This is a genomic window from Hoeflea marina (assembly GCF_003182275.1).
Lineage (GTDB): Bacteria > Pseudomonadota > Alphaproteobacteria > Rhizobiales > Rhizobiaceae > Hoeflea > Hoeflea marina.
In genome coordinates, this window is record NZ_QGTR01000001.1 from 1,001,755 (window position 1) to 1,025,780 (window position 24,026).

The following is a 24,026-nucleotide window of genomic DNA, read 5'->3' on the forward strand; positions in this document are numbered from 1 at the left end:
TTTCGCGCAACGGCCGAAAAAACGGGCACCGGCCCTGCTGCCGGCGGCAGCAAGATCCCGCCGTACGATCTTCCGAGTGTGAGCGGATCAGCCCGCCGCGCCGAGGCGAGCCAGCGCCTCCACCAGCTTGTCCCGCTGGCCGGTCAGCTCCGCCTGCTTTTCGCGTTCGGCGTCCACCAACTCGGGCTTGGCATTGGCGACGAACTTCTCGTTGTCGAGCTTGCGGGAGATACGGTCGAGATCCTCGTCGATCTTGCCGATCGCCTTCTCAAGCCGCGCCTTCTCGGCACCGAGGTCGATGAGATCGCCGAGCGGCAGGCAGGCAGTGGCCTCGGCGACGACGATCTGCGCCGAACCGGCAGGCGCCTCGTCGGCTGTATGAATTTCGGTGACCCGGGCCAACTGCTTGATCGCCGGATCGTGACGGCCGAGCCGCTCGCGGGTCACCGCATTGGCGCCTACCATGACCAGTGGCGCCTTCGACGACGGCGGCACGTTCATTTCCGACCGCACCGACCTCAGCCCGCTTACCAGCGCGATGAGCCAGTTGATCTCGTCGGCGGCGGCGTCATCGGCGAAATCCGGCGACGGCCATTCGGCGTGGCAGAGCAGCCCTGCGCCCTCGCCCGCCAGATGCGCCCACAGCTCTTCCGTCATGAAAGGCATGAACGGATGCAGCAGCTTGTAGGTGGCGGCCAGCACATGGGCGACGCAGGCCTGGGATTCGCGCTTGGCGTCCTCGTCGGCACCGTTGAACACGGGCTTCAGGAGCTCGAGATACCAGTCGCAGACCTGGTTCCAGACAAAGCGGTACAGCGCGCCGGAAGCCTCGTTGAAGCGGTAGGTCTCGATCGCCGCGCGCACCTCGTCGGTGGTGCGCGAGAGTTCGGTGAGAATCCAGCGGTTGATGGTGAGCTTCGCGCTAGACGGATCAAATTCCGGATCAAGCGCGGCGCCGTTCATCTCGGCAAAGCGGGTGGCGTTCCACAGCTTGGTGCCGAAATTGCGGTAGCCGGCGATGCGCGCCGGGTCGAGTTTCACGTCGCGGCCTTGCGCCGCCATGATGGCCAGAGTGAAACGCAGCGCGTCGGCGCCGTATTCCTCGATCAGCTCCAGCGGGTCGATGACGTTGCCCTTCGACTTCGACATCTTGGCCCCGGTCTTGTCGCGCACCAGCGCATGCACATAGACGGTGTGGAACGGCTCGACCGGCGCGCCGTCCTCGTCCTTCATGAAATGCAGGCCCATCATCATCATCCGGGCGACCCAGAAGAAGATGATGTCGAAGCCGGTGACCAGAACGTCGGTCTGGTAATAGGTCTCAAGCTCCTTGGTCTTCTCCGGCCAGCCCAGTGTCGAGAACGGCCAAAGCGCGGACGAGAACCAGGTGTCGAGCACGTCCGGGTCGCGGGTCAGGATCTCGCCCGGCTTGAAGGTCTCGATCTTCTCCTGCACCCAGGCCTTCCAGGGACCCTCATGCGAGAGATAGTGGTGAATGGCGGCCTCAAGCGCCGCCTCCTCGTCCTTTTCGACGAAGACCTGATCGTCCGGACCATACCAGGCCGGGATCTGGTGGCCCCACCACAATTGCCGCGAAATGCACCAGGGCTGGATGTTCTCCATCCACTCGAAATAGGTCTTCTCCCAGGTCTTCGGCACGAAACTGGTGCGTCCCTCGCGCACGCTGGCGATCGCCGGCCTGGCCAGCTCACCGGCGTTCACATACCACTGGTCGGTCAGATAGGGCTCGATCGGCACGCCGCCGCGGTCGCCATGCGGCACCATGTGGGTGTGCGGCTCGATAAGCGCCAGTGCACCGGTCTCGTCCATCTTCTCGACAATCGCGGCGCGCGCCGCAAAGCGCTCCATGCCGTCGATCTCCTCCAGCACTTCCAGAAGCTTGCCTGCTTCCTCGAGGCCTTCGAGGAAATCCTCGTTGCCCTTCAGCGTGATGTGGCCGTCGACGGTCATGATGTTGATGGCGCGCAGCTTGGCGCGCTTGCCGACGTCGAAATCGTTGAAATCATGCGCCGGAGTCATCTTCACCGCGCCGGTGCCCGCCTCCGGGTCGGCGTAGGCATCGCCGACGATCGGGATGCGCCGGCCGACCAGCGGCAGGATCACGTCCTTGCCGATCAGCGCGCCATAGCGCGGGTCTTCCGGATTCACCGCCACACCGGTATCGCCGAGCATGGTTTCGGGCCGTGTGGTGGCGACCACAAGATAATCGCGGGTCTCGTGGCCGTCGGGCTCGCCGTCGGACGGCTTCCAGGCAAGCTTCTCCCCCTCTTCACCAAGCCGGTAGGGGTGCTCGTAGGTGACGCCATCAGCCAGCGGGTAGCGGAAGTGCCAGAGGTGGCCCTTGACCTCGACCTGCTCCACTTCGAGGTCGGAGATCGCGGTCAGCAACTTCGGGTCCCAGTTCACAAGGCGCTTGTCCTTGTAGATCAGGCCATCCTTGTAGAGCGAGACGAAGACTTCGAGCACCGCGGCCGACAGACCCTCGTCCATGGTGAAGCGCTCGCGCGACCAATCACAAGAGGCACCGAGCCGTTTCAGCTGATTGAAGATCAGCCCGCCCGATTCGTCCTTCCATTCCCAGATGCGCTCGACAAAGGCCTCCCGGCCCATGGCATGGCGGTCTGGCAGCTTCCGTTCCGCCAGTTGCCGCTCAACCACCATCTGCGTGGCGATGCCTGCATGGTCCATGCCCGGCTGCCAGAGCACGTTCTTGCCGCGCATGCGCTCGAAGCGGATGAGGATATCTTGCAGCGTGTTGTTGAGCGCGTGGCCCATATGCAGCGAGCCGGTGACGTTGGGCGGCGGGATGACGATCGTGTAGGGCTCCGCGCCCGGCCTGGCGCCGGCACCGGCGCGAAACGCATCTGCCTCCGCCCAGCGCTGGGCGATCTTCGGCTCGATGGCCGCGGCGTCATAGGTCTTTTCCAACATCGTCTGGCAACCGTTTCGAGAGCTCGGGAAGTGACCTGCTGTAAACCGGATGCAGCCGGACAAGTCAACTCGACGCGCGCTCGCAGGCCCGAACGCAAGCAGGCCGGCGTCGGGCACCGGCCTGTTGCAAATTCTTGACTGCACCTCCGCCCTGCTTACTTCTGGTATGACTGACGAGCCTTGGCGGTAGCCAGTTTCTTCCCGTTGGCATCGAACGCATCAACGGTCATCTGATAGTAATGCATCGAAGGCGGGCACGGCCCTTTATAACGAAATGCACCATAAGGCAGCTCGTTCCTGCCCGAGTAACGAACAGTGCCACCTCCATGGTTGAAACTGAGGTAATTGAGATCGACCATTTTGAATTTCAAAGTCTTGGTCCCCGAGGGAACATCCGAAAGGACGATGGGCGGGGATTTGGTATCGAGACATTTCTTCGTCGGACCCCAGCTGAAGCTCATCGACATGGCAGAAGCGGTCGCCGGCACCAGCACCAGCGACAAGGCAATCAGAACAGCACGCATCGGCATTTTCCACTCCACGGATTTCGATGTCCCACCGTGGCCGAAAAACGCAGCATATGCAACCGCTTGTCAGCGACGGGTGCCGCGCGACACCCGCTCGATTTCCTCGCGCACGAGCCGTTCGACCAGGGTGGGGAGATTGTCGTCGAGCCAATTCTGCAGCATCGGCTTGAGCAGTTCCTCGGCGATCTCATCGAAGCTGCGCGTGCTGCTGGCAGCCAGCGTCGCCGAAAGGTGATCGAACGAGGCGGCCACCTTGGCGCCGGCATCCATCGAGATGAGTTGACCACCCGCATGCGGTACGGCCTGACCTGTCTCGACCGGCATAGCCGGCTCGGGGCGGGAAGCCGCCGGCTCTGCCCGTGTCGCGACTGGATCCGGCTCTGCCGGATAGGCCTGCCGGGGGGCGAATGGCGATGACCCCTGCGTGTTCACGACCCGCGAATGCCGATCGTCGGCGCTCGGGGCAGCCTGCTCGGGGGCAGGTCCGGCCGCTTCCGGCCGAGGCTGCGGGGAATCGACGTCATCGGCGACCAGCGCCAGACGCATGAGCTCTGCGACATCCTGCTGGGCGTCCGCATTTCCGTTGCCCGCGCCTTCCGCCCGGACCCGGGCTGCTACGTCGGCAAGCGAGGCATGGGAGAGATGGCCCACATCGGCGTCCGCGGCCGCATCGAGATCCTCATCGCCATGGTCGTCGGCGAGCGGCTGCTCGGCAGGCTCGTTGCTCTCGATGATCCGGCGAATCGACGCCAGGATTTCTTCCATAGAAGGTTCGCGCTGTGCGCCTGCCTGTGCCATCGTGACTCTCCGTTACTCACTACATCGGGCAGCAAGCGCCCGCGAATCATAAACACGATAAGCCATCAGGCAGCGAAAGAGAATCCGCGACCGGGAAGTTTGGACGTCATGCACAGATATTGACGCCGACTCCGCTCAGCGGCCGTCGACGGTGCGCAGGCCGTACCAGCGGTCCTTGGTGGCCTCGTAGTGAACTTCCGGCTTGTAGGCCGCGACCTGCAGGCCGAGGCGGTCGACGGTCAGCCGACCAGTTCCCGCCAGCACCGCGTAGGCCGCCACGACGGCATTGTATTCCGCCGCCGCCAGCGCCTGCTTGCCGGTGATCACGGATTGCTGCGCGTTGAGAACGTCGAGCGTGGTGCTCTGGCCGACATTGCGCTGCTCGACGACGCCGTTGACGGCGAGCGAGGCCGCCTGAACCTGCGCCTTGTTGGCGGCGATCGTGGCGCGTGCAGCTTCCATCTGGGACCAGGAGGAGACGATCGACTGCTGGATGGCCCGGCGGGCCGAATCCACCAGGATCCGCTGCTGGCCCAGCGCTTCCTTCGATTGCCGGACGGTGGCCGAGTAGAGGCCACCGCTGTAGATCGGCACCGACAGCCTGGCCTGCAGCTGCGAGGTGGTCACGCCACCGTCGCCCTGCGTCACCGAGCCGGAGACGGAGACGCCCGGAAGCAACGCGCCCTCGTCAACCTTGACGCCATAAGCGGCAGCATCGACGCCGTGCAGCGCCGCCAGAATTGTGGGATGCTCGCGCAGGCCGACATCGACGGCGGCCTCAAGGCTGCGCGGCAACAGCCGCTTCGGCATCGGCAGAGCCTGAAGCTTGGAGGGCGCCGAGCCGACGATCTGGACATAGGTCGCGACGCTGGTGGCGGCATCGGCCGTCGCTGCCGACAGCGAGGCCCTTGCGGCCTGCAGCTCCGCCTCGGCGAGGCTCACATCGGTGCGGGTGCCCTCACCCACCTGGAAGCGCGCATTGGAGGCCGACAGCTGTTCCTGGAGGAATTTCAGGTTTTCCTTGTAGTAGACCACAAGCTGATTGTTGAGAATGACGCCGGCATAGGCCTGCACGGTGGCGAGCAGGATGTCTATTTCCGTGCCGCGCAGATTTTCGCGGCCTGCAAAGACGTTGGCCTCGGCGGCGCGGACAGAGTTGCGGGTGCGAAACCCGTCGAACAGCGGCTGGCTGATCTCGACGCCCACGGCTGCGGAGTTGACGGTGTAGCCCTCGGTGTCGGTGGTGGTCAGCGTCGATACGCCGGCAATAACCGGCCGGTACCCGGACTTGGCGATCGCCACGCCCTCGTCGATGGCGCGCAGGCCGGCACGGGCGGCATTGAGGTCGGGATTGTTCTCATAGGCCTTCGCCATCGCGCCGAACAGTGATTCGGCGCTTGCCGACACCGGCGTGGCTGTCACCAGGGCAATCGCCAGGGCGGAAACAAGGGTTCTTCGAAACAGGGACACCGGTAATACTCTCCACGTAATCGACCGTCCGCCAGGCTGAACAGCCGGCAATCAACGTCAGCGTACATATGATCCGATGTGGCGCACCGTACAATGCCTAGGATTGCCAGCAGCGGCCATAATGCACAGTCACGTGGCGGATGCGCAACAGCTTATAATAACGAGCCGCATGGCGCGCGGAAACGGCCTTGGTCAGAAGACGAAAGCGGCCGCCTTTGCAAAACCCGGAAGCGGCTTGACCGATGCGTTGAACGCCGGCAGGCCCGACAGGGTCCCCGCCTCGCGCACCAGAATTTCCGCGCGCGCCGCCGGTCCGTGACCGACTACCGTCACCAGGCGCCCGCCCTCGCGCAGTTGCGCGCCGAGGGCGTCGGGCACGTGATCGACCGATCCGCTGATGAAAATCAGGTCGTAGGGTCCCTCGCTCGGATAGCCGGCGGCAAGGTCGCCCGTCACGACGGCAACATTGTCATAGCCGTTCTCGCTCAGCGTCCGCGTCGCGGCGGCGGCGAGGTCCGGGTCACTCTCCACGGCCACGACCGAGCCGGCGAGCAGCGAAAGCAGCGCCGACACATATCCGGTGCCGCTGCCGATCTCGAGAACCACGTCGGACTTGGAGACGCCGGCCAGTTGCAGCAGCTTCGCCAGCGGAGAGGCTTCCATGAGGTAGCGGGCGGGCGCACCGGGGCCGGCGGGCCGGATCTCGAGGTCTGCATCGATGTAGGCGAGCGGCTTGAGCCTGGCGGGAACGAAATCCTCACGCGCGACCGTCAGGAACGCCTTCAGCACCGAGTGCGAAGTCACGTCCGTGGTGCGGATCTGATTGTCGACCATCTTCTGGCGCGCCTGCGTGTAGTCGATGCCCATCCGAGTCTCCGATGCTTGTGCCTGCGCCTCTTAAAACGGCCGGGTCCGAGTTTCAAGCCGCACCACTCCATGTGACCGGGAAATTCGGCGCTTGGCAACACCGGACAGCCGCCGGACCGGTCGTTGCCACCGTGAATTCCCCCTGAGGCAAGCGGTCGGGGCCCGCCCTGCCATTGGGGCTTGGAATGCACCAAAACGGCGCAGGCGCCACGCAAGCTGTCGGACCCCACTTGCGTCTCCGGCCATCTCGGTCTATTTGCCTGCCGTCCGGACAAGTTCCGGCCAGAGGCCTCGTGGCGGAGTGGTTACGCAGAGGACTGCAAATCCTTGCATCCCGGTTCGATTCCGGGCGAGGCCTCCAATTCGTTCCGCTCCATGAAAACACACCGATGGTCTGACCATCGCAGCTCAGGCACCGATGATCCGGTTGCGACGCTCGTTGACCGACCGGAACTCCGCAAGCCGGATCTTTGTCCGTCTCACGGCGCCGCAGCGATGTCACTCCCAACACCGCCCTGTCCGGGATTGATTCGTCAAAGCGCCCAAATGCAAGGCAGCGCCGCTCATGCCGGCGTGGGGATGCCGGAAGCCATTGATCGGCCCGCGGATGCAGCACCCTTTGCAGGGAACGCCTGACGGCACCGGTGGCCAGCACGCCCTGGATGTGCCCCGCTTTCAACGCGGAGGAAACCGATCTACAACCCCGCCGGTGTGTCGCGCCAATCATCAAATCACCGGAATATATGATATTGCCAGTCCTCGTCGCCATTCTCACATGCAGCCAATCCAGCCCGGAACGGGTAACGTCGGCGCGCGCCCAGGCCGAGGCGCTGTTCGCTCAGGAGAATATCACGCTGGTCGACGGGATGGTCGCGAGCGACAAGGGGGTTGACGACCTCTACGACAGTCGCCTCGGGCTGCTCCGCAGCAAGCGCCGGCCGACCAGGCAGGAGATCGCCGTGTATGGTACCCACCGCATGGCCTGGACCGCGCTGCTGGCCAGCAGCCACGATTATGCGCTGGTGCTGGAGGACGATTTCCGCGTGATCGACGCGAAGACCGTCGTGGATTGCCTGAACAACCTCGCCGATCTGATGGGCGGGAACCGGAATCTCGTCAAGCTGTTTGATTTTCCCCGCCACGATCCGGTGGGCGCGGCCATCGCGACCACTGTGAAGGCGATCCGCCTGGTGAAATGGGCCAGGCCGAGAGCCGGCATGGTGGCTTATTTCATCTCCAGGCAGGGCGCCGAGCGCTACCTGACGCGCGGCAAGGTGTTTCGTGCTGTCGATGAGGACATCAAATACTACTGGGAACTGGGATTGGATGTGTGGTCCGTTCCGGGCAATGCCGTTGTCGATGGAAGCGCCGAACTGGGCGGCAGTCTCGTCGAACAGAGCAGGCTCGGCAGCAAGCGACGCAGCATCAGTCGCTCGCTTCACGGATTGATGCTCAACATTTCCCGTGATGTCATGAATTGGCGGGCCTTTGAGCGATACCGCGCGCGCCACGGTTACGAGACAACATACATGCAAAGCGGTGATCCGGAAGGGTGACCGGCTCGCGCGGCAACCAGCCGCACCGGGGTCGGCGTGGAAGCGGGGCCGGTTTCGGAACACGGATAGCGACGGACAGCGGCGCGCTCCGGAGTTATCCGCGCCGCGCAAGCTGCTGAGCAGCGCGAAGCTGCGGGCAACCGGCTGGTCGCCGCGGATCGAACTGGCAGACGGGCTGAGGCGGGTTTATGCGGCCGGGCTGGAATCCGGTGACTTCGACGCGTAAGCGCCGAACTGGTGCGGGCATTCTGCAGATAGCGGCGCGTGCCCAGGGCCCTACCGCGTCGGAGGCTGCCGACGGGCCCTGCCCCGCTGTCCCATCCGCACGGAAAGCCTGCGCCGCCAGCGCCGAACGGTCGGCAGATCCTGCGACAGCACCAGCAGCCCGAGCGGGATCATCCAGAAGCCAAGCACCGGCAGGAAACCCAGAATGCCGCAGAACACCAGCGCGATCCCCACGGCAATGCGTGGCGCGCGGTTGGCCGGCAGGCGAAAGACGCGGCGCGCGATGGTGATTTCACCGCGACCACCGTCGAAATGAAACCAGTCCGACTTCTTCTTCACTGCAGCATCCTGTTCTACCCGCAGCCGGTTCCACACGGCCGGCCGGGCGCCTGAGATGGGACTGGCGCCCGACTTTTGCAAGACAGGGCGTTTTTTTGAAAAACAGCTTGGCAAATCGCCGAAGCATTTGTTATAGGCCCCCCACGCTGCAAACGGCGGCGGTCCCCGGTAGCTCAGTGGTAGAGCAATCGACTGTTAATCGATCGGTCGCTGGTTCGAATCCGGCCCGGGGAGCCACTCCTTATCTATTTCGCTAGATTTCTCAATGGTTTCAACGCCTAGAGGCTCCCCCGAGGTACACTTCACGGTACACTGGGGAGTACACGTGCTATGGCGCTCATCATGGTAAGCCCTGCATGTATTCGACATGCTCAGGGCTGGAGACACGCTGGTCGTCCGCTGGGTCGATCGGCTAGGCCGGAACTACCATGACGTGACAGACACCATCAGGGAATTTGTCCGGCGGGGCGTGATCATCCGGACGGCCATCAACAACATGACGTTCGACGGCATGCCCCCAGATTTGCAATATTTCGCAAGTCGGAGTGGATGACGGAGGGCCCGAGACCTGGACCACCCCATGATTGGACCAACAAGTCGAGGTAGACGTACACCGAAGCTATCCCTTGAGGCTCACCAGGCCACAAAGGGGGCCTTCACGCAATAAGATAAGAGAATGATCAGTCGGCAACGTTTTCAGAAATCCTCTGGTACTATTTCCAAAGCTTCCGGCCACGACGTCGGTTCGAATCACTTACAAGGAAATGCGCGCGTAATTGCTAACACAGTGAGGAAGGCTGCATCTTGGTGCCGAGTTTCAGGCTGCCCATCAATGGACTTCTTGACGATATCGACCAATTGGGTCGCGCTCACCCCTGCGGGAATGCAAAGACGTAATGCTGCCGTTCTGTTCTCGCTTGATCGGTTGACGAGGGCATCATTTGTTTGAACTCCTCCCACAACGCCCATAATGTAGGACATACACCCCACCTCCGATGACGCGCAGAGTTCCTGAAGGTCATTTCCTGTTAGATATCTCGCCACTGAAGTGCCCGGATGGCTGACGAGAAGAGCGGCACACAGCCCCACAAATTTCACCTTCATCCTTGCAACCTCCGCAATACCGGACACTGCTGCCCGACGGACCAGCAGTCAACCCTCAGCGCGCAATCGCTAGTCAGTCCACATCTTGACGACAGGTCGCTCTGTTGATCAGTCTCTGGCCCAATCTCCTGACCAGTCCTGCGGAGGGATTGCGTGGAATTGCGGGAGCGGGTTTGAGACGATCACCCCGAACAAACACTCTGTACCCGATCTCTCGGGTGCCGGATCCAGCGGCTCCACACTACGCCGTCTGTCAATACGAATTGCGAAGGCAGTAGATGTCGAGGGTGTGAGCTGAGGTGACCGGCAGCTCTTGGCTGTCAGTTATTTCGAATTGCAGAGCACATTGTCAAGAGGTAAGAGCGTGCCAACGCCCGGGGCCGGTTCACATCTACAATAGGTCAGAAAAACAATGCGCTACACTCCAATCGCAATCGCCTTCACCCTTATGCTGGTAACCATGGTCACAGCTCAAGCGGCGCGAGAGCGTATCCGTGTGGATCGTCTGTCTGAAAAGAAAATCGCCTACATAGCTCGTGGCTGGGGCTATGTTACCCAAGCGTGCGCGATGGAGCTCATCTATGAAATGCAAGATTATGGAACCGGAAAATACTGGTACATCACGCTAGATGATAAAGGTGAAATTCACTTCGAGCGCCCCGATACAGGTCATAAGGAAATTTGCAATGCTGACGGCAGGATCGAAATTGATCCGTCCGGCAAGAGAAACTTTCTTGAGATAGAATAAGCCTCTGACCTCGAACTCATTGCACCATTCATTGGTTTGGCATCCGCTGCCCCTCACGGCGCCGCCACGCTCACCCCGTTGCTCTTCCCATTCGTCCCTGTGGCTGCGGAGCGGCTACCGCTGATTGAATATTGCCCCCAGCCCTTGGCGAATGGTAATCATGGCGGTCGCCCACCCGCCCGCTTTCAAAGGTTCTTGTCCCCCAAACTGCGCATGGCTCTGACATCCCCACATCCCTCTCTTGCCGACTCCTAGTCTGCGTTATGCCTCTAAACTGCATGTAGGTCATCTTGTGCCGTGCACCAATTGGGCAGCTTGATCGGGACCCGCAGAACCGTCTCAACGAGAATCGTGGCGATGCCTTCATGGTCACCACAGAGCAATACCCGGTTGCCTCAACGGGCGGCAGAGAAGGGGCATCGCACACGCGAGCGGACGAAACTCCAACCCCTTGCCAAACCGCTCAGAACCGCCCGCTGCGCTGGGCACGAGCCAGCACCTGACAGACACATCAAAGACCTAGCCATAGGTTCAACAGGGGGCATGGGGGGAAGAGGAGATGCTGCCCCTATCGAGGGGGGGCAAGGAAAATTCTATCCAAATATTTGAAGAAGTCGCAAATATCGGGCACGTTACCCTCCGTCAGCCGCCTCTCTGCTCTTCCTACGTCGTTCTTCACTTGCAGCCCGTTTCGTATCGGGAATTTCTGCGTACAGCTGCGCAAGATTGCGCTTCTGCGTTATCGCCCAGTTTACAATTGAACGGACAATGTCGAACAGCATTCTCACCGTATGATCGTCATCATCACCATACAATTTGCCAGCGTGCAAAACTTCGTTCCCATTTGATCTCACTACGTCCAATGCGATACTAATTTCAGTTGGTATCCCCTGTCGCTCCAGTTCGCCAATTGCTTGATCAAACTTGCTCCGACCAGCCAAATCCTTGCAGAGCGCCTCGACGCACATTCGAAGAAGTGCTGCTGCAGCTCGCGGGCTTCGCGCTGAAATCGCTGCGGCTTCTTCGAAGTCGCGTATAAATTCTGCAGGCAGATCCTCCGGCAAGGCCTCAACGAAGCTCTGCTCGGGGACCACTAACCTCTTCTCGAACCACAATGACTTTGCACTGCATGCCAAGCATTGGGACATGCTAATATCTGACAATTGAATGTGACGAACACCGCCGCCAGGATTGAACCGACGATACAGGCTGGTCCACTGCTGCGTTGAAAATACTCCGCATCTTGGACATGAAAATTGGCCTTCCAGATAAACGGGAGCCTGCTTCAGTTTGACCGGAGGATTACGCACGCCGCTTGCCATTGGTAAATCTTCCGTTTTCTTTGGCAAATCGTCAGACACGCATCAACTCCACAAATAATTCGACCACCCTTTTATCAGGCTGCTACTCTCACACGGAAAGATACACTACGCACTGTATGGCGCAATCACCCAAATGCCCTTTCGAGCGCCTCCTTCTGCTTCCCGTCCGTGACGTCCGCATAGTGCTTCATGAGAACGTTCACCTGAGTGTGTCCTGTGATGCTCATGACGGTCTTGAGAATTGCACCAGCGCCCGTTCCAGTTCGTCTCGACCGGGACATGCGGGACTGGCTCAGGAACAATTGGGGCAAGACCTTTACCTTCACTTCGCATGACCACAGTCAACCTCAGGGAGGGCCAGTCCGGCCCGGGGAGCCATTGCTTCTGCCTCGCCGTGGCATCATGCCGCGCGGGCATGTGAACCTTCTTTCCGCCAATCTATCGACAGCGTCCGGATCGTTGCAGTTGCTTCGATCACGACGGTTTCAGGCATGCGGTCTGATCGTGCACGGCTTCGGCGGCGTCCCTGCGGCAATTCGCGGGGGGCAATCGCCGCCTGCCGCTCGCCCGATCCTTTTCACCGTGACGGCAGTGACGCAGGCCGGCGACCGCCGGTGACGCCGATTTGCACAGCCCCCCGCAGGTTATCCCCTGGCCGGTGACAGACCGGTTGTACGGCCGGCGTTTTCTCCTATATGGCTGGCAGGCAACGATTTCAGCAGGACCCGGTCATGATCAACGAAACCTCCGGCAGTTCAGCCGGGTCTCACGCCGTCGCGACGGCGAGTCTCGAGCAGCGCCTCCGGCAGCAATCGCTGGTGGCGGAGTTCGGCCGCTTCGCCCTGCAGGACAAGACCCTGGCGGCGATTCTCGCCCGCGCCTGCGAGATTGCGGCCGAGGGCCTGGGCGTGCGGCTGGCCAAGGTCATGGAATGGCGCAAATCCGACGGCAATTTTCTGATCATCGCCGGCATCGGTTGGCGCGACGGCGTCGTCGGCCATGCCACCGTGCCGGGCGGCACCGAGTCGCCGGCAGGATTTGCCTTCGAGACCGGTGAACCCGTCATCTCCAATCATCTGGACACGGAAAGCCGCTTCCGCACCCCGGCCATCATGGTTGAGCACGACGTCAAGCGGGCGATCAACGTGCTCATCGATGGCGACAGCGAGCGATTTGGCGTGCTGGAGGCCGACAGCCCCTCGAATGGGTCGTTTTCATCGAACGACACCAATTTCCTGCAGTCGTTGGCCAACACGCTGGGCGTGGCGATCGAGAAGGAAATGTCTCACAACCAGATCAGGGCGCTCAATCGCGAACTCGAGGAAAGCCTGCGGCTCAAGGAGATGCTGGCCAAGGAGATCGACCATCGCATCAAGAACAGCCTGTCGGTGGTCGGCTCCCTGCTGAAAATGCAGGCGCGGCGCTCGGGCAATGAGGAGGTCAAGTCGGCTCTGCAGAACGCAGCCAGCCGGATCTCCACCATCGCCAGCGTGCACGGCGCCCTTTACAGCGGCGCCCACAGCGAACATGTCGCCTTTGCGCCCTATCTCGAGCATCTCGGTGCCCAGCTGGCCGAATCCCATGGCGAATCCGACCTGGTCATCAAGGTGGACGCGGAGCCGGTGTCCGTGGCCTCCGACTGCGCGGTGTCGCTCGGCATTCTGACCGCCGAACTCATCACCAATGCCATCAAGCATGCGGCTTCCCACGGCCGCTCGCCCGCCATAACGGTTGAGTCCACCACCAGCGAGACCGACTTCGTCCTTCTGGTCTCTGATGACGGACCGGGCCTGCCGGACGGTTTCGACCCTGCATCGACGAGCGGACTGGGCATGCAGATCGTGCGCTCGCTGGCCAAATCCCTGTCCGGCGTCCTGGAGACGTCAAGCTCCCCGTCGGGCGCGGTTTTCCTGGTCAGGATTCCCCTGTCGGCGCTGCTGGCGGACTGACCCGCGAGGTCGGCCCAGGCCGGCGACCGCGGGCAATCGTGAAGGCGTCCGCTGCATATCTGTAGGCGTCCTCCGACGATCCGGGTCGCATTGCGCACCCGCAGTGGCCGGCCCTCCGGCACCCGTCGTCGGCACACCTGCCGCTGATTCGATGTAGCGCACGGTTGCCCCTTCCATCTCGGCGCATTGCTGCCAATTCCTCACTTTTCGCAATCGGCGTTGAAACTTTCTTGCCGTCCCGTCCGTCAAACGTTCATTGAACCAAAGTCATGACTCGCGGGCGCAGCAAAATCGGAACCGAATGATGAAAGATGAGACCGTCCGGATGCCGGGAGTGGCGATCGTGTGGCTGCGGGACGACCTGCGCGTGGCCGACAACGCCGCTCTTTTCGCTGGCAGTGCCCACGAGGCCGTGCTTCCCGTCTACATCCGCCAGACCGCTTCGCCTGCCCGTCCTCGCGGCGCGGCTGCACAGTGGTGGCTGCACCACTCCCTGGAGCAACTCGCGGCCCGGCTCGAGGCGCTCGGAAGTCCGTTGACTCTGCTCAGCGGCGATCCGTTCGAAATTCTGGCCATGCTTGTCGTCCGGTTCAACGCTTCGGCGGTCTACTGGAATCGCAGCTATGACCCGGCGCGGAGTGCCGCGGACGCGCGCGTCAAGTCGTGCCTGACCAGTTCCGGCCTGCGCGCGGTGAGCTTTCCCGGCCAGTTGCTGCATGAGCCGACCCGTTTGCGCACGGGCGGCGGCGGACATTACCGCGTCTACACACCGTTCTGGCGGGCGCTCGAGGCGGGTGGCGAGCCGCGCCCGCCGCAGCCCGCGCCCGAACGCCTGGTGGCGCCCGACCTGACTGTGGCCAGTGAAGCACTCTCCGACTGGAAACTGCTGCCGACCACACCGGACTGGGCCGGCGGATTGCGCGATGGCTGGTCCCCCGGCGAAGCCGGCGCCCGGGCCCGTCTGAACGAGTTCCTCGGCGACGGCATTGCGGACTATGCCGAAGGCCGCGACATTCCGTCGGTTGACAACACCTCGCGGCTGTCGCCGCATCTCGCCCATGGCGAAATCACGCCGGCCCAGATCTTCGAGGCGCTCGCAGGCGCAGAGACCCCGGGCAGCGACCGTGACGAGCTGGTGTTCCGCAAGGAGGTCGGATGGCGAGAATTCTCCTGGCATCTGCTCGTCAATGAGCCCGATCTGCCGCGCGCCAACCACAATCGGCGCTTCGACGCCTTTCCCTGGGCGCACAGTCCGGTGGCGCTTGAGGCCTGGGAGAAGGGCCTGACCGGCTATCCGATCGTTGATGCGGGCATGCGCCAGCTCTGGAAGACAGGATGGATGCACAACCGCGTCCGCATGATTGCCGCCTCCTTTCTGACCAAGCATCTGCTGATCGACTGGCGCCGCGGCGAGGAATGGTTCTGGGACACGCTGGTCGACGCCGACCCGGCCTCCAATGCCGCCAGCTGGCAGTGGGTCGCCGGCTGCGGCGCCGACGCCTCGCCTTATTTCCGGATCTTCAACCCGATCCTGCAGGGCGAGAAATTCGATCCCGATGGCGCCTATGTGCGCGCCTTTGTGCCTGAACTGTCGAAAATGCCTGCGAAATTCATTCACAAGCCCTGGGAGGCGCCGCGGTCGATCCTCTCCGAGGCAGGCGTCCGGCTCGGCCGGACCTATCCGGAACCGATCGTCGACCACAAGGCTGCCCGTGACCGGGCACTCTCCGCCTACAACCAGATCAAGGGTGCCGCATGAACGTCCACGCTCCATTTTCTCCGGTCATCCGGCCGGACAATCGCAAGAGGATCGCCATTGTCGGTTCCGGCATTTCCGGCGCGTCGGCCGCGTGGTCGCTGTCGCAGTTGCACGATGTCATCCTCTATGAAAGCCAGGGCCGGTCCGGCGGCCACACTGCCACCGTCGACATCGACTATGACGGCACCGCCATCGCGGTCGATACGGGCTTCATCGTCTACAATGAGCTCAACTACCCCAACCTGACGGCGATGTTCGCGCATTTCGACGTCGCAACCCGTCAGAGCGACATGAGCTTCGCGCTGTCGCTCGACCACGGAAAGCTGGAATGGGGCGGCGACAGCTTCTCCACCCTGTTTGCCCAGAAGCGCAATTTCCTCCGGCCTTCATTCCTGATGATGTTGCGTGAAATTCTGCGCTTCAACCGGATCTGCCTCATCGATCGCGAGGCCGGGCATCTGGCCAGCCGCTCGATCGGCGACTATCTCGACTGGCGCCGGTTTTCGCCCGGCTTCATGAACAACTATCTGGTGCCGATGGCCGCCGCGATCTGGTCGACGCCGGCCAAGAAGATGCTGGAGTTCCCGGCCGCCTATTTCGTCAACTTCTTCGAGAACCACCGCCTCATTCATTCGGAGCGACCCGCCTGGCGCACGGTCACCGGTGGCAGCCGCAACTATCTGGGCAAGCTTCTCGACCCGCTCGCCGATCGGCTGCGGCTTGATTGCGGTGTTGTCCGGATCGACCGTGGCCCTGACGGGGTCACCGTGCTCGACAGCAATGGCCGGCAGGAGCATTTCGATCATGTCATCCTTGCCTGTCACACCGACCAGGCATTGAAGATGCTTGCCGAGCCCACTCCGGAAGAGCGCGAGATACTGGGCGCCATCCCCTATGCGCCCAACCGCGTGATCCTGCACCGCGACATCAACCTGATGCCGAGGCGCCGCAAGGTCTGGTCGTCATGGAACTACATGCGCTCCTCCAGGGAAGGGTCGGATGCCAATGTCGCGGTCTCCTACTGGATGAACCGGCTGCAGGGCATCGATGAAAGCCTGCCGCTGTTCGTCACCCTCAATCCGGACCGCGAGCCAGACCCGAAGCTGGTCTTTGCGACATTCAGCTACGACCATCCGCAATTCGGCGCCGACGCCATGCGGCGCCAGGCACAACTGGCCGGCATCCAGGGCGACAACGCCACCAGCTATGCCGGCGCCTGGACCGGCTTCGGCTTTCACGAGGACGGACTTTCATCGGGCATCCGCGCCGCCGAAGCGCTCGGCGGCAGATTCCCCTGGCGCCAGGCTCCGGCCGCCCACACGATGGCGGCGTGAGACGGTGAACGCCACCACCACCACGGGCCGGTCCGCCCCCGCGCCGACGCGATCCGCGGCGGACGCGCCGGCGCGGCTCTATGTCGGCGACGTCATGCACCAGCGCATGAGGCCCATCGGCCACCGCTTCCGCTACCGCGTCTTCTCGTTGATGGTCGATCTCGATCAACTGCCGGCAGCCGGCAGGCTCTCGCCCCTCTTCTCGGTCAACCGCGCCAACCTGGTGTCCTTCTTCGAAAGGGACCACCTGCGCGATTCGCCCGCCCCCGACCTGCGCAGCCACATTGACGGACTGCTCGCGCGCGCCGGACTGGCCAGACCCGCGGCAAGAGTGCTGCTCGCCTGCTACCCGCGGATCCTCGGCCATGTCTTCAATCCGCTTTCGGTCTATTACGCCTACGACGAGGACGACCGGCTGACGGCGCTGGTGTACGAGGTGCGCAACACTTTCGGCGAGCACCACTCCTATGTCTGCCCGGTGCTGCCGGGCGAGGCTTCGGCAGCCGGCATCCGCCAGTCGCGGACCAAGATATTCTATGTCTCGCCTTTCCTTGAGCTCGGCCTGCACTACCTCTTCCGCATGAACGATCCTGGGGAAGCGATGACATGGAGGATACTCGAGACGGACGCCGACGGCCCTGTCCTAGCCGCAACTTATTCGGCCCGACGGCAGGCACTCACCACCTGGGCGCTAGGCAAAAATCTCTTGCGGATTCCGTTTCTGCCGTTGAAAATCATCGGCGGCATCCATTGGGAAGCACTCAGGTTGTGGCTGAAGGGGGTGCGTCTCGTGCACCGCCCGCCGCCGCCCGGAAGCGTCAGTTACCGTGACGAAACAGGCTTCGGTCAGCCTGGGCAGTGAGCCGGGACATCGCAAGCGTAAACAGTTGGAGTTCACGGGCATGACATCTTTCACATCCGATCCCGCCATCATCACGTCCGCCGAACGCCTGTCGGCAGACAATTTCTCGCATTATGTCCGCGGCCTTCCAGCCAAGGCAAGGATGGCGCTCAAGGGCCTGCTCAGCCTGCCGCAGGGCCGGCTGGTGATCCGCATGCCCGACGGCCGAAGCGTGCGCATCGACGGCCTCGCCGACGGGCCGGAGGCAGTGCTGATCCTGCACAACTGGAACCTCGCCCACAGGGCCCTGACGGCGGGCACCATCGGTGTTGCCGAATCCTACATGGATGGCGACTGGGAAAGCCCGGATGTGACCGGCTTTCTCGAGCTGTTTCTCATCAATGTGGAGATGGGCGACCATCTCGCCGGCGGCGCCCGCGGCGTGCTGAGGATCATCGAGAAGATGCGGCACTGGTTCAACACCAACACCCGCCGCCGCGCCAGACGCAACATTTCTGCCCATTACGATCTCGGCAATGCCTTTTACAAGCAGTGGCTCGACCCGACGATGACCTATTCCTCCGCGCTCTTCAGCGACGGCGCCAACGATCTCGCCAGCGCGCAGACCGCCAAGTACCGCGCGCTTGCTGAGGCCACCGGCATCAAGCGGGGCGACCGGGTGCTGGAAATCGGTTGCGGCTGGGGCGGTTTTGCCGAATACGCCGCCTCCGAGCTTGGTTGCCATGTCACGGGGCTGACCATCTCCCACGAGCAACTGGCCTTCGCCCGCGAGCGCATCGAGAAGGCAGGCCTGTCCGACAAGGTCGATCTGAAGTTCCAGGATTACCGCGATGAGACCGGCAAATACGACGCCGTGGTCTCCATCGAGATGTTCGAGGCGGTCGGCGAAAAATACTGGTCGACCTATTTCGCCAAGGTGCGCGACTGTCTCAAGCCGGGCGGTCGCGCCGGGCTGCAGATCATCACCATCAAGCCGGAGGCCTACAAGACCTACCGCAACAACCCGGATTTCATCCAGCGCTACGTCTTCCCGGGCGGGATGCTGCCGGCGGAAAGCCATCTCGTCTCGCTCGGCAGGGATGCCGGTCTGGAGATGGTGGGCCACCGCGCCTTCGGTCCCGACTACGGCCGGACGCTCGCCGAATGGCGGCACCGTTTCTGGGGCGCCTGGGACACCATCCGTCCGCTGGGCTTCGACGACCGCTTCCGCAAGCTGTGGGAATTCTACCTCTACTACTGCGAGGCAGGCTTCCGCTCCGGCCATGTCAATGTCCGCCAGGTGGTCTTCGGCTGAGAGCGCCTGCGCCGGAGCTCCGGCCGCCGGGCACCTCGACCTGACCTGATTCATCTCCCGAAGAAGCGGAATCAGGCAGCGAGCAGTGCCGCGCAAGCCATTGAATGAACGATAGAAAGCCGCCCCACCAAAACAGCGGCGGCGGCGAAAGTGAGAAGCGTGAACGACGAGCCAGCCGCCACCCTGCCCGCCGGCGCCGGACGCCCTCGCCCGGCCTCTCCACCGATGCCGTTGGCGCAGATCGTCCTTTACGCGCTTCCGGCCATTCCGCTGGCCGCCCTCACCCTGCCGCTCTACGTGCTGGTCCCGACCTTCTACACCGAGACGCTGGGACTGCCGCTGGCCTCGGTCGGCTTCGCGCTTCTGATCGTGCGGCTGTTCGATGCCGTCAACGATCCGCTGATCGGCTGGGCCGGCGACCGTTTCCGGCCGCGCTTCGGCCGGCGCAGGACACTGTTTGCGGCAAGCCTGCCCCTGACCGCGCTTGCCGCGTGGATGCTGTTTGCGCCACCGGCCGGCGCCACGCCGCTGTGGCTTGCCGGCTGGGGACTGGCGCTGTCGCTGGGCTATTCCGGCGCGCTGATCGCCTTCTCCGCCTGGGGCGCGGAACTCGCCGACGACTACCACGGACGGGCGCGGCTCGCCGGCTGGCGCGAGGCACTCACGCTCTGCGGGGCGCTGACGGCGATCGTGCTGCCCTTCACGGTGGGCTTTGCCAGTCCGGACGGCTGGCACGGGCTCGCAATCCTAGGCGCCGCGGTCGCGGTGCTGCTTATAGTGACAGGCGCCGTCGCGGTCTGGCGGGTGCCCGAGCCGGTGGAGCGGAGCAGCAAGCGCATCGGTTTGCGCGATGGGCTAAGGCACATCGCCGCCAACAAACCCTTCGTCAGGCTGATCGCGGCATTTTTCCTCAACGGCGTCGCCAACGGCATCCCGGCGACTTTGTTTCTGTATTTCGTCTCCGAGCGGCTGGCGCTGCCCGACGCACGCGGTCCGCTGCTGTTTCTGTATTTCCTCTGCGGCATTGCCGGCGTGCCGCTGGCAACATTCATGGCGCGAAAGATCGGCAAGCACCGGGCCTGGTGTTTCGGCATGCTGGCCGCCTGCCTCGCCTTTGCCCCCGCTCCGCTGCTGCCGGAGGGCGCGCTGATCGGATTTGGCGCCATCTGCGCACTGACCGGACTGCTGCTCGGCTTCGACCTGGCGCTGCCGCCCGCGATCCAGGCCGACGTGATTGACGTCGACACGGCTTCGTCAGGCGAACAACGCTCGGGCGTCTATTTCGCCGCCTGGAGCCTGGTTACAAAGCTGGCGTTGGCGGCTGGCGTCGGAATCGTGTTTCCGGCGCTGGCGCTGTTCGGCTTCGTGCCCGGCGGCACAGGCGTGGCGCGCGAAGGAGTGCTGGCGCTCGCCATCGCCTACGCCTGGCTGCCGATCATCGCCAAGCTGGCGGCAATCGCGTTGATGTGGAATTTCCCGCTCGACGAGGCCGGGCAGAGCAGGCTCCGGGACGAGATCGACAGCCGCCGCTGACCGGGTGTTACGCCTTGTCCTCGCGCATTGCGGTTTCCAGCGGCCGGTCCTCCCAGCCGGTGGCCTTGTTCATCAGCGTGAAGTAGAGCGGATAGGGCAGCATCCTCAAGAATTTGAGCACATAGGTGAAGCGCCGTGGAAACGTGATCTCGAAGCTGGACGATGCCAGTCCCTCGACGATGCGCCCGGCTGCGTCATCGACCTTCATCAACGCTGGCATCTCGAACGGGTTCTTCTCCGTCGCCGGTGTCTCGACAAAGCCGGGATGAATGACCTGAATCCGAATCCCAAGCTTGTCGAAATCGAATTTCAGGCTCTCGGCCATGTTGGTCAGCCCCGCTTTGCTGGCGCCGTAAGCGGCGCTCGACGGCAGACCGGAATAGCCCGCCACCGAGGACACGATTGCGATCTGGCCGCGGCCCGCCGGCTTCATGACCCCTACCGCCGGCACCAGGCCATTGACCACCCCCATCAGATTGACGTCGAATGTTTTTTTGAAGCGCGAGGCCTGCAGCGCTTCGCCCGACACGGGCAGGAACACGCCGGCATTGAAGATTGCCAGCGCCAGCGGTCCGGTGTCCGCGATGATCCGCTCGACAATCGCCGTCATCGCCTCGGGATCGGTCACATCGCCCGGCGTGGCGACGATCCGGCCGCTCAGTCCCGATGCTTCGGAGGCCAGCGCGTCAAGATCGTCGGCGCTGCGGGCCGTTGCATGCACGGTGAACCCCTTGGCGGCCAGCAGAAGCGCCACGGCACGGCCGATGCCGCTCGAGGCTCCGGTAATCCAAGCGGCGCCGTCGACCGGACGGACGGTGAAATGGGGCATGAGGCGTCTCCAGTGGTGGCGTCAGGTCTGATAGGTAGTGCGTCCGCGGATTGTTTCATCCCCCATCGGCTCGGCGCCATTCTCCCGGAAAATCCGGCGGCCCCTGATGAATTTGCCGATGGCCCTGCCGCCGGGCGCGACAAAGCGACGGATTCGGTGCAAGACGGACGTTCAATCTCCAGTGGAGCCGATCCGGCGAATGGTTTTTCTTTTCCACCGGGTCTTGAGAAGCCAAAAAGGCCTGCTTAGTCTCTGGCGAAAATGACAGGATTCCCATGCAAATTCTTCCTTCCGTACTTAAGGCGATCGGCAACACGCCGCTGATCAGGCTCAACGCTGCTTCGGCGCTCACCGGCTGCACCATTCTTGGCAAGGCGGAATTTCTCAATCCAGGCCAGTCGGTCAAGGACCGGGCGGCTCTGGAAATCATTCGCGACGCCGAGCGCAAGGGCCTGCTTCGTCCCGGCGGCACCATCGTCGAGGGCACGGCCGGCAACACCGGCATCGGCCTGTCGATGGTCGCGCGCGCGCTCGGCTACCGCACCGTCATCGTCATTCCCGAGACCCAGAGCCAGGAAAAGAAGGACGCGCTCCGGCTGCTGGGCGCCGAACTGGTCGAGGTCCCGGCAAAGCCCTACAAGAACCCGGACAATTACGTCCGGCTGTCCGGCCGGCTGGCAGAGCAACTGGCGAAGACCGACCCCAATGGCGCCATCTGGGCCAACCAGTTCGACAATGTCGCCAACCGCGAGGCGCATGTGAAGACAACAGCGCCGGAAATCTGGCGCGACACCGACGGCAAGGTCGACGGTTTCATCTGCGCGGTCGGCTCCGGCGGCACGCTCGCCGGCGTCGCCGAGGGCCTGCGCGGCTTCCGCAAGGACATCAAGATCGGTCTTGCCGATCCGGAAGGCGCGGCGCTCGCGAGCTTCTACAACAAGGGTGAACTCAAGTCCGAGGGCTCCTCCATCACCGAGGGCATCGGCCAGGGCAGGATCACCGCCAATCTCGAGGGCTTCACCCCCGATTTCGCCTACACGATCCCCGATTCCGAAGCGATTCCGCTGGTCTTCGAGTTGCTCGAGCACGAGGGCCTTTGCCTGGGCGGCTCATCGGGCATCAATGTGGCGGGCGCCATCCGCATGGCCCGCGACATGGGACCCGGGCACACCATCGTCACCATCCTGTGCGACTACGGCAACCGCTACCAGTCCAAACTGTTTAACCCGGAATTCCTGATCTCCAAGGGACTGCCGGTGCCGGGCTGGCTGACGGCCGAAAGCAGCCTTTCCATTCCTTATTCCGGCGAATGATCCCATGGCCCTGCTGTTTCTCGATGACGCTTATCTCAAGAGCTGCGAGGCCGTTGTCACCGGCGTGCGCGAGGACGGCGCCATCCTCACCGACCGGACTTGCTTCTACGCCACCTCCGGCGGCCAGCCGGGCGACACCGGCCATTTCGAACGCGCCGACGGCGGCCGGATCGAGATCGTCGGCACGGTGACCGGCGAGACCAAGCAGCAGGTCCTGCACATTCCTGCGCTTGGCCAGCCGATGCCCGCGATCGGCGATCGGCTGATCATGCATCTTGATTGGGAGCGGCGTCTCAAGCTGATGCGCATGCACACCGCCTGCCATCTGCTCTCGGTCGTCTGCCCCTTCCCGATCACCGGTGCCTCCGTCAGCGAGGACGACAGCCGCGTGGACTTCGACATGGCCGAAACCATCGACAAGGCCGAGGTGACCGAAAAGCTGATGCAACTCGTCAGGGCGGACCATCCGGTGTCCATCGAATGGATCGCCGACGCCGATCTCGATGCCAATCCCGGCCTTGTCAAATCCAAGAATGTGCGTCCGCCGCGCGGCACCGGCCGCCTGCGTCTGGTCTGCATCGGCGAGGCTTCCTCGGTCGACAGCCAGCCCTGCGGCGGGACCCATGTGCGCTCCACCGCCGAGGTGGGCGAGATCCACATCGGCAAGATCGAGAAGAAGGGCAAGGAAAACCGCCGATTCCGCATTCGCTTCGGAGCCGCTCCAGACTAGGCCGGCCCGGTTACGCCTATCCGCGAGGGAGATGACCATGCGTCTTGAAGGATCCTGCCACTGCGGCGCCGTCCGCTTTTCCTGCGACAGCCCGCATCCCGTACCCTACCAGCGCTGCTATTGCTCGATCTGCCGCAAGACGGCGGGCGGAGGCGGCTACGCCATCAACATCATGGGGCTGACCGACACGCTCGACGTCAAGGGCGAGGAGAACATCACCATGTTCCACGCCCGCATGAAGGACGGCCTGTCAGAGGGCGAGCGGCGTTTCTGCAGCACGTGCGGCAGCGCGCTTTGGGTCTATGATCCGAACTGGCCTGTGCTCATCCACCCCTTCGCCTCGGCAATCGACACCGACCTGCCAAAGCCGGACGAATCCACCCATCTGATGCTCGACTTCAAGCCGGGCTGGGTCGAGCCTCAATTGGGACCGCGCGACAAGACGTTTCCGCGCTATCCTGACGAATCGATTGCCCAATGGCATGAAAGAACCGGCAACGTCTCGGACTGACCGC

The 24,026-nt window shown here is 63.1% G+C and carries 20 protein-coding genes, 2 tRNA genes and 1 pseudogene; 14 read left to right on the plus strand and 9 right to left on the minus strand.

The genetic code is table 11. The features are described from left to right. Window positions 1-87: 87 nt before the first annotated feature. From DFR52_RS04475 to DFR52_RS04495, 5 genes are all read right to left on the minus strand, one after another. On the minus strand, window positions 88-2,952 hold the full coding sequence (locus tag DFR52_RS04475) for a valine--tRNA ligase (RefSeq protein ID WP_110030670.1): 2,865 nt from the start codon (window positions 2,950-2,952) through the stop codon (window positions 88-90). Window positions 2,953-3,107: 155 nt separating this feature from the next. Continuing rightward, window positions 3,108-3,482, minus strand: coding sequence for a YbhB/YbcL family Raf kinase inhibitor-like protein (locus DFR52_RS04480; protein WP_245415185.1), 375 nt, complete (start codon window positions 3,480-3,482; stop codon window positions 3,108-3,110). Window positions 3,483-3,545: 63 nt separating this feature from the next. Then, complete coding sequence (locus tag DFR52_RS04485) at window positions 3,546-4,277, minus strand: PopZ family protein (protein WP_110030672.1); 732 nt, start codon at window positions 4,275-4,277, stop codon at window positions 3,546-3,548. A 135-nt stretch (window positions 4,278-4,412) separates the two neighbouring features. Next, complete coding sequence (locus DFR52_RS04490; protein WP_110030673.1) at window positions 4,413-5,747, minus strand: TolC family outer membrane protein; 1,335 nt, start codon at window positions 5,745-5,747, stop codon at window positions 4,413-4,415. A 192-nt stretch (window positions 5,748-5,939) separates the two neighbouring features. Continuing rightward, window positions 5,940-6,614 carry a protein-L-isoaspartate O-methyltransferase family protein gene (locus DFR52_RS04495; protein ID WP_110030674.1) on the minus strand — a complete coding sequence of 225 codons (675 nt, stop codon included), beginning with the start codon at window positions 6,612-6,614 and terminating at the stop codon, window positions 5,940-5,942. 287 nt (window positions 6,615-6,901) lie between these two features. Here DFR52_RS04495 and DFR52_RS04500 point away from each other — a divergent pair. Both DFR52_RS04500 and DFR52_RS04505 read left to right on the plus strand, forming a co-directional pair. Continuing rightward, window positions 6,902-6,975: transfer RNA gene (locus DFR52_RS04500), tRNA-Cys, on the plus strand. A 283-nt stretch (window positions 6,976-7,258) separates the two neighbouring features. Then, window positions 7,259-8,170: a glycosyltransferase family 25 protein gene (locus DFR52_RS04505; RefSeq protein ID WP_146215534.1), complete on the plus strand. Its 912-nt coding sequence runs from the start codon at window positions 7,259-7,261 to the stop codon at window positions 8,168-8,170. A 276-nt stretch (window positions 8,171-8,446) separates the two neighbouring features. Here the strand turns inward: DFR52_RS04505 and DFR52_RS04515 are convergent, their stop codons facing one another. Continuing rightward, window positions 8,447-8,686, minus strand: coding sequence for a PGPGW domain-containing protein (locus DFR52_RS04515; protein WP_245415219.1), 240 nt, complete (start codon window positions 8,684-8,686; stop codon window positions 8,447-8,449). A 210-nt stretch (window positions 8,687-8,896) separates the two neighbouring features. On the opposite strand from DFR52_RS04515, the gene DFR52_RS04520 reads away from it, so the two are divergent. Beyond that, a tRNA-Asn gene (locus tag DFR52_RS04520) sits at window positions 8,897-8,971 on the plus strand. A gap of 121 nt (window positions 8,972-9,092) precedes the next feature. Further along, a pseudogene (locus DFR52_RS04525) lies at window positions 9,093-9,257 on the plus strand (recombinase family protein); the annotation flags it as partial. 227 nt (window positions 9,258-9,484) lie between these two features. Here DFR52_RS04525 and DFR52_RS25070 read toward each other — a convergent pair. Then, window positions 9,485-9,838, minus strand: a complete 354-nt coding sequence (locus DFR52_RS25070; protein ID WP_425351131.1) for a Rap1a/Tai family immunity protein — start codon at window positions 9,836-9,838, stop codon at window positions 9,485-9,487. Between the two features lie 412 nt (window positions 9,839-10,250). Between DFR52_RS25070 and DFR52_RS04530 the strand changes: the two genes are divergently transcribed. Then, entirely contained in the window at window positions 10,251-10,586 is a 336-nt protein-coding gene (locus DFR52_RS04530; protein ID WP_110030677.1) for a hypothetical protein, read from the plus strand. Window positions 10,587-11,218: 632 nt separating this feature from the next. On the opposite strand, the gene DFR52_RS04535 is transcribed toward DFR52_RS04530, so the two are convergent. Then, window positions 11,219-11,947, minus strand: coding sequence for a DUF4145 domain-containing protein (locus tag DFR52_RS04535; RefSeq protein ID WP_146215535.1), 729 nt, complete (start codon window positions 11,945-11,947; stop codon window positions 11,219-11,221). Between the two features lie 692 nt (window positions 11,948-12,639). Between DFR52_RS04535 and DFR52_RS04540 the strand changes: the two genes are divergently transcribed. The 6 genes from DFR52_RS04540 to DFR52_RS04565 all read left to right on the plus strand — a co-directional run bounded on the left by DFR52_RS04540 (window position 12,640) and on the right by DFR52_RS04565 (window position 20,639). Beyond that, window positions 12,640-13,857 carry a sensor histidine kinase gene (locus tag DFR52_RS04540; RefSeq protein WP_158284854.1) on the plus strand — a complete coding sequence of 406 codons (1,218 nt, stop codon included), beginning with the start codon at window positions 12,640-12,642 and terminating at the stop codon, window positions 13,855-13,857. A gap of 304 nt (window positions 13,858-14,161) precedes the next feature. After that, window positions 14,162-15,616 carry a cryptochrome/photolyase family protein gene (locus tag DFR52_RS04545; protein WP_245415186.1) on the plus strand — a complete coding sequence of 485 codons (1,455 nt, stop codon included), beginning with the start codon at window positions 14,162-14,164 and terminating at the stop codon, window positions 15,614-15,616. Next, the gene (locus DFR52_RS04550) at window positions 15,613-16,950 is read left to right on the plus strand and encodes an NAD(P)/FAD-dependent oxidoreductase (RefSeq protein WP_110030680.1); all 1,338 of its coding nucleotides are present in this window, start codon (window positions 15,613-15,615) and stop codon (window positions 16,948-16,950) included. The genes DFR52_RS04545 and DFR52_RS04550 overlap by 4 nt, the downstream gene beginning before the upstream one ends. A gap of 94 nt (window positions 16,951-17,044) precedes the next feature. Then, complete coding sequence (locus tag DFR52_RS04555) at window positions 17,045-17,812, plus strand: DUF1365 domain-containing protein (protein WP_245415220.1); 768 nt, start codon at window positions 17,045-17,047, stop codon at window positions 17,810-17,812. Between the two features lie 40 nt (window positions 17,813-17,852). Then, window positions 17,853-19,106 (plus strand): SAM-dependent methyltransferase, encoded by a 1,254-nt coding sequence (locus DFR52_RS04560; protein ID WP_110030682.1) that lies wholly within the window; start codon window positions 17,853-17,855, stop codon window positions 19,104-19,106. A gap of 225 nt (window positions 19,107-19,331) precedes the next feature. Beyond that, a complete protein-coding gene (locus tag DFR52_RS04565; RefSeq protein ID WP_110030683.1) occupies window positions 19,332-20,639 on the plus strand; it encodes an MFS transporter in 1,308 nt (435 codons plus the stop codon). Window positions 20,640-20,646: 7 nt separating this feature from the next. On the opposite strand, the gene DFR52_RS04570 is transcribed toward DFR52_RS04565, so the two are convergent. Further along, entirely contained in the window at window positions 20,647-21,468 is an 822-nt protein-coding gene (locus tag DFR52_RS04570) for an SDR family NAD(P)-dependent oxidoreductase (RefSeq protein WP_110030684.1), read from the minus strand. A gap of 275 nt (window positions 21,469-21,743) precedes the next feature. Here DFR52_RS04570 and DFR52_RS04575 point away from each other — a divergent pair, with 275 nt between their 5' ends. From DFR52_RS04575 to DFR52_RS04585, 3 genes are read left to right on the plus strand one after another with little or no spacing between them, the layout of a single operon-like run. Beyond that, the gene (locus DFR52_RS04575) at window positions 21,744-22,781 is read left to right on the plus strand and encodes a cysteine synthase A (RefSeq protein ID WP_110030685.1); all 1,038 of its coding nucleotides are present in this window, start codon (window positions 21,744-21,746) and stop codon (window positions 22,779-22,781) included. 4 nt (window positions 22,782-22,785) lie between these two features. Further along, entirely contained in the window at window positions 22,786-23,511 is a 726-nt protein-coding gene (locus DFR52_RS04580; protein ID WP_110030686.1) for an alanyl-tRNA editing protein, read from the plus strand. Window positions 23,512-23,542: 31 nt separating this feature from the next. Continuing rightward, window positions 23,543-24,022, plus strand: coding sequence for a GFA family protein (locus DFR52_RS04585; protein WP_210205761.1), 480 nt, complete (start codon window positions 23,543-23,545; stop codon window positions 24,020-24,022). Window positions 24,023-24,026: the final 4 nt, after the last annotated feature.

What these genes read in the sequence shown, in the direction of transcription:
- DFR52_RS04475 (WP_110030670.1), bottom strand. Translation starts at nt 2,952, where the DNA reads ATGTTGGAAAAGACCTATGACGCCGCGGCCATCGAGCCGAAGATCGCC.
- DFR52_RS04480 (WP_245415185.1), bottom strand. Translation starts at nt 3,482, where the DNA reads ATGCCGATGCGTGCTGTTCTGATTGCCTTGTCGCTGGTGCTGGTGCCG.
- DFR52_RS04485 (WP_110030672.1), bottom strand. Translation starts at nt 4,277, where the DNA reads ATGGCACAGGCAGGCGCACAGCGCGAACCTTCTATGGAAGAAATCCTG.
- DFR52_RS04495 (WP_110030674.1), bottom strand. Translation starts at nt 6,614, where the DNA reads ATGGGCATCGACTACACGCAGGCGCGCCAGAAGATGGTCGACAATCAG.
- DFR52_RS25070 (WP_425351131.1), bottom strand. Translation starts at nt 9,838, where the DNA reads ATGAAGGTGAAATTTGTGGGGCTGTGTGCCGCTCTTCTCGTCAGCCAT.
- DFR52_RS04530 (WP_110030677.1), top strand. Translation starts at nt 10,251, where the DNA reads ATGCGCTACACTCCAATCGCAATCGCCTTCACCCTTATGCTGGTAACC.
- DFR52_RS04540 (WP_158284854.1), top strand. Translation starts at nt 12,640, where the DNA reads ATGATCAACGAAACCTCCGGCAGTTCAGCCGGGTCTCACGCCGTCGCG.
- DFR52_RS04545 (WP_245415186.1), top strand. Translation starts at nt 14,162, where the DNA reads ATGAAAGATGAGACCGTCCGGATGCCGGGAGTGGCGATCGTGTGGCTG.
- DFR52_RS04550 (WP_110030680.1), top strand. Translation starts at nt 15,613, where the DNA reads ATGAACGTCCACGCTCCATTTTCTCCGGTCATCCGGCCGGACAATCGC.
- DFR52_RS04555 (WP_245415220.1), top strand. Translation starts at nt 17,045, where the DNA reads ATGCACCAGCGCATGAGGCCCATCGGCCACCGCTTCCGCTACCGCGTC.
- DFR52_RS04560 (WP_110030682.1), top strand. Translation starts at nt 17,853, where the DNA reads ATGACATCTTTCACATCCGATCCCGCCATCATCACGTCCGCCGAACGC.
- DFR52_RS04565 (WP_110030683.1), top strand. Translation starts at nt 19,332, where the DNA reads ATGCCGTTGGCGCAGATCGTCCTTTACGCGCTTCCGGCCATTCCGCTG.
- DFR52_RS04570 (WP_110030684.1), bottom strand. Translation starts at nt 21,468, where the DNA reads ATGCCCCATTTCACCGTCCGTCCGGTCGACGGCGCCGCTTGGATTACC.
- DFR52_RS04575 (WP_110030685.1), top strand. Translation starts at nt 21,744, where the DNA reads ATGCAAATTCTTCCTTCCGTACTTAAGGCGATCGGCAACACGCCGCTG.
- DFR52_RS04580 (WP_110030686.1), top strand. Translation starts at nt 22,786, where the DNA reads ATGGCCCTGCTGTTTCTCGATGACGCTTATCTCAAGAGCTGCGAGGCC.
- DFR52_RS04585 (WP_210205761.1), top strand. Translation starts at nt 23,543, where the DNA reads ATGACCATGCGTCTTGAAGGATCCTGCCACTGCGGCGCCGTCCGCTTT.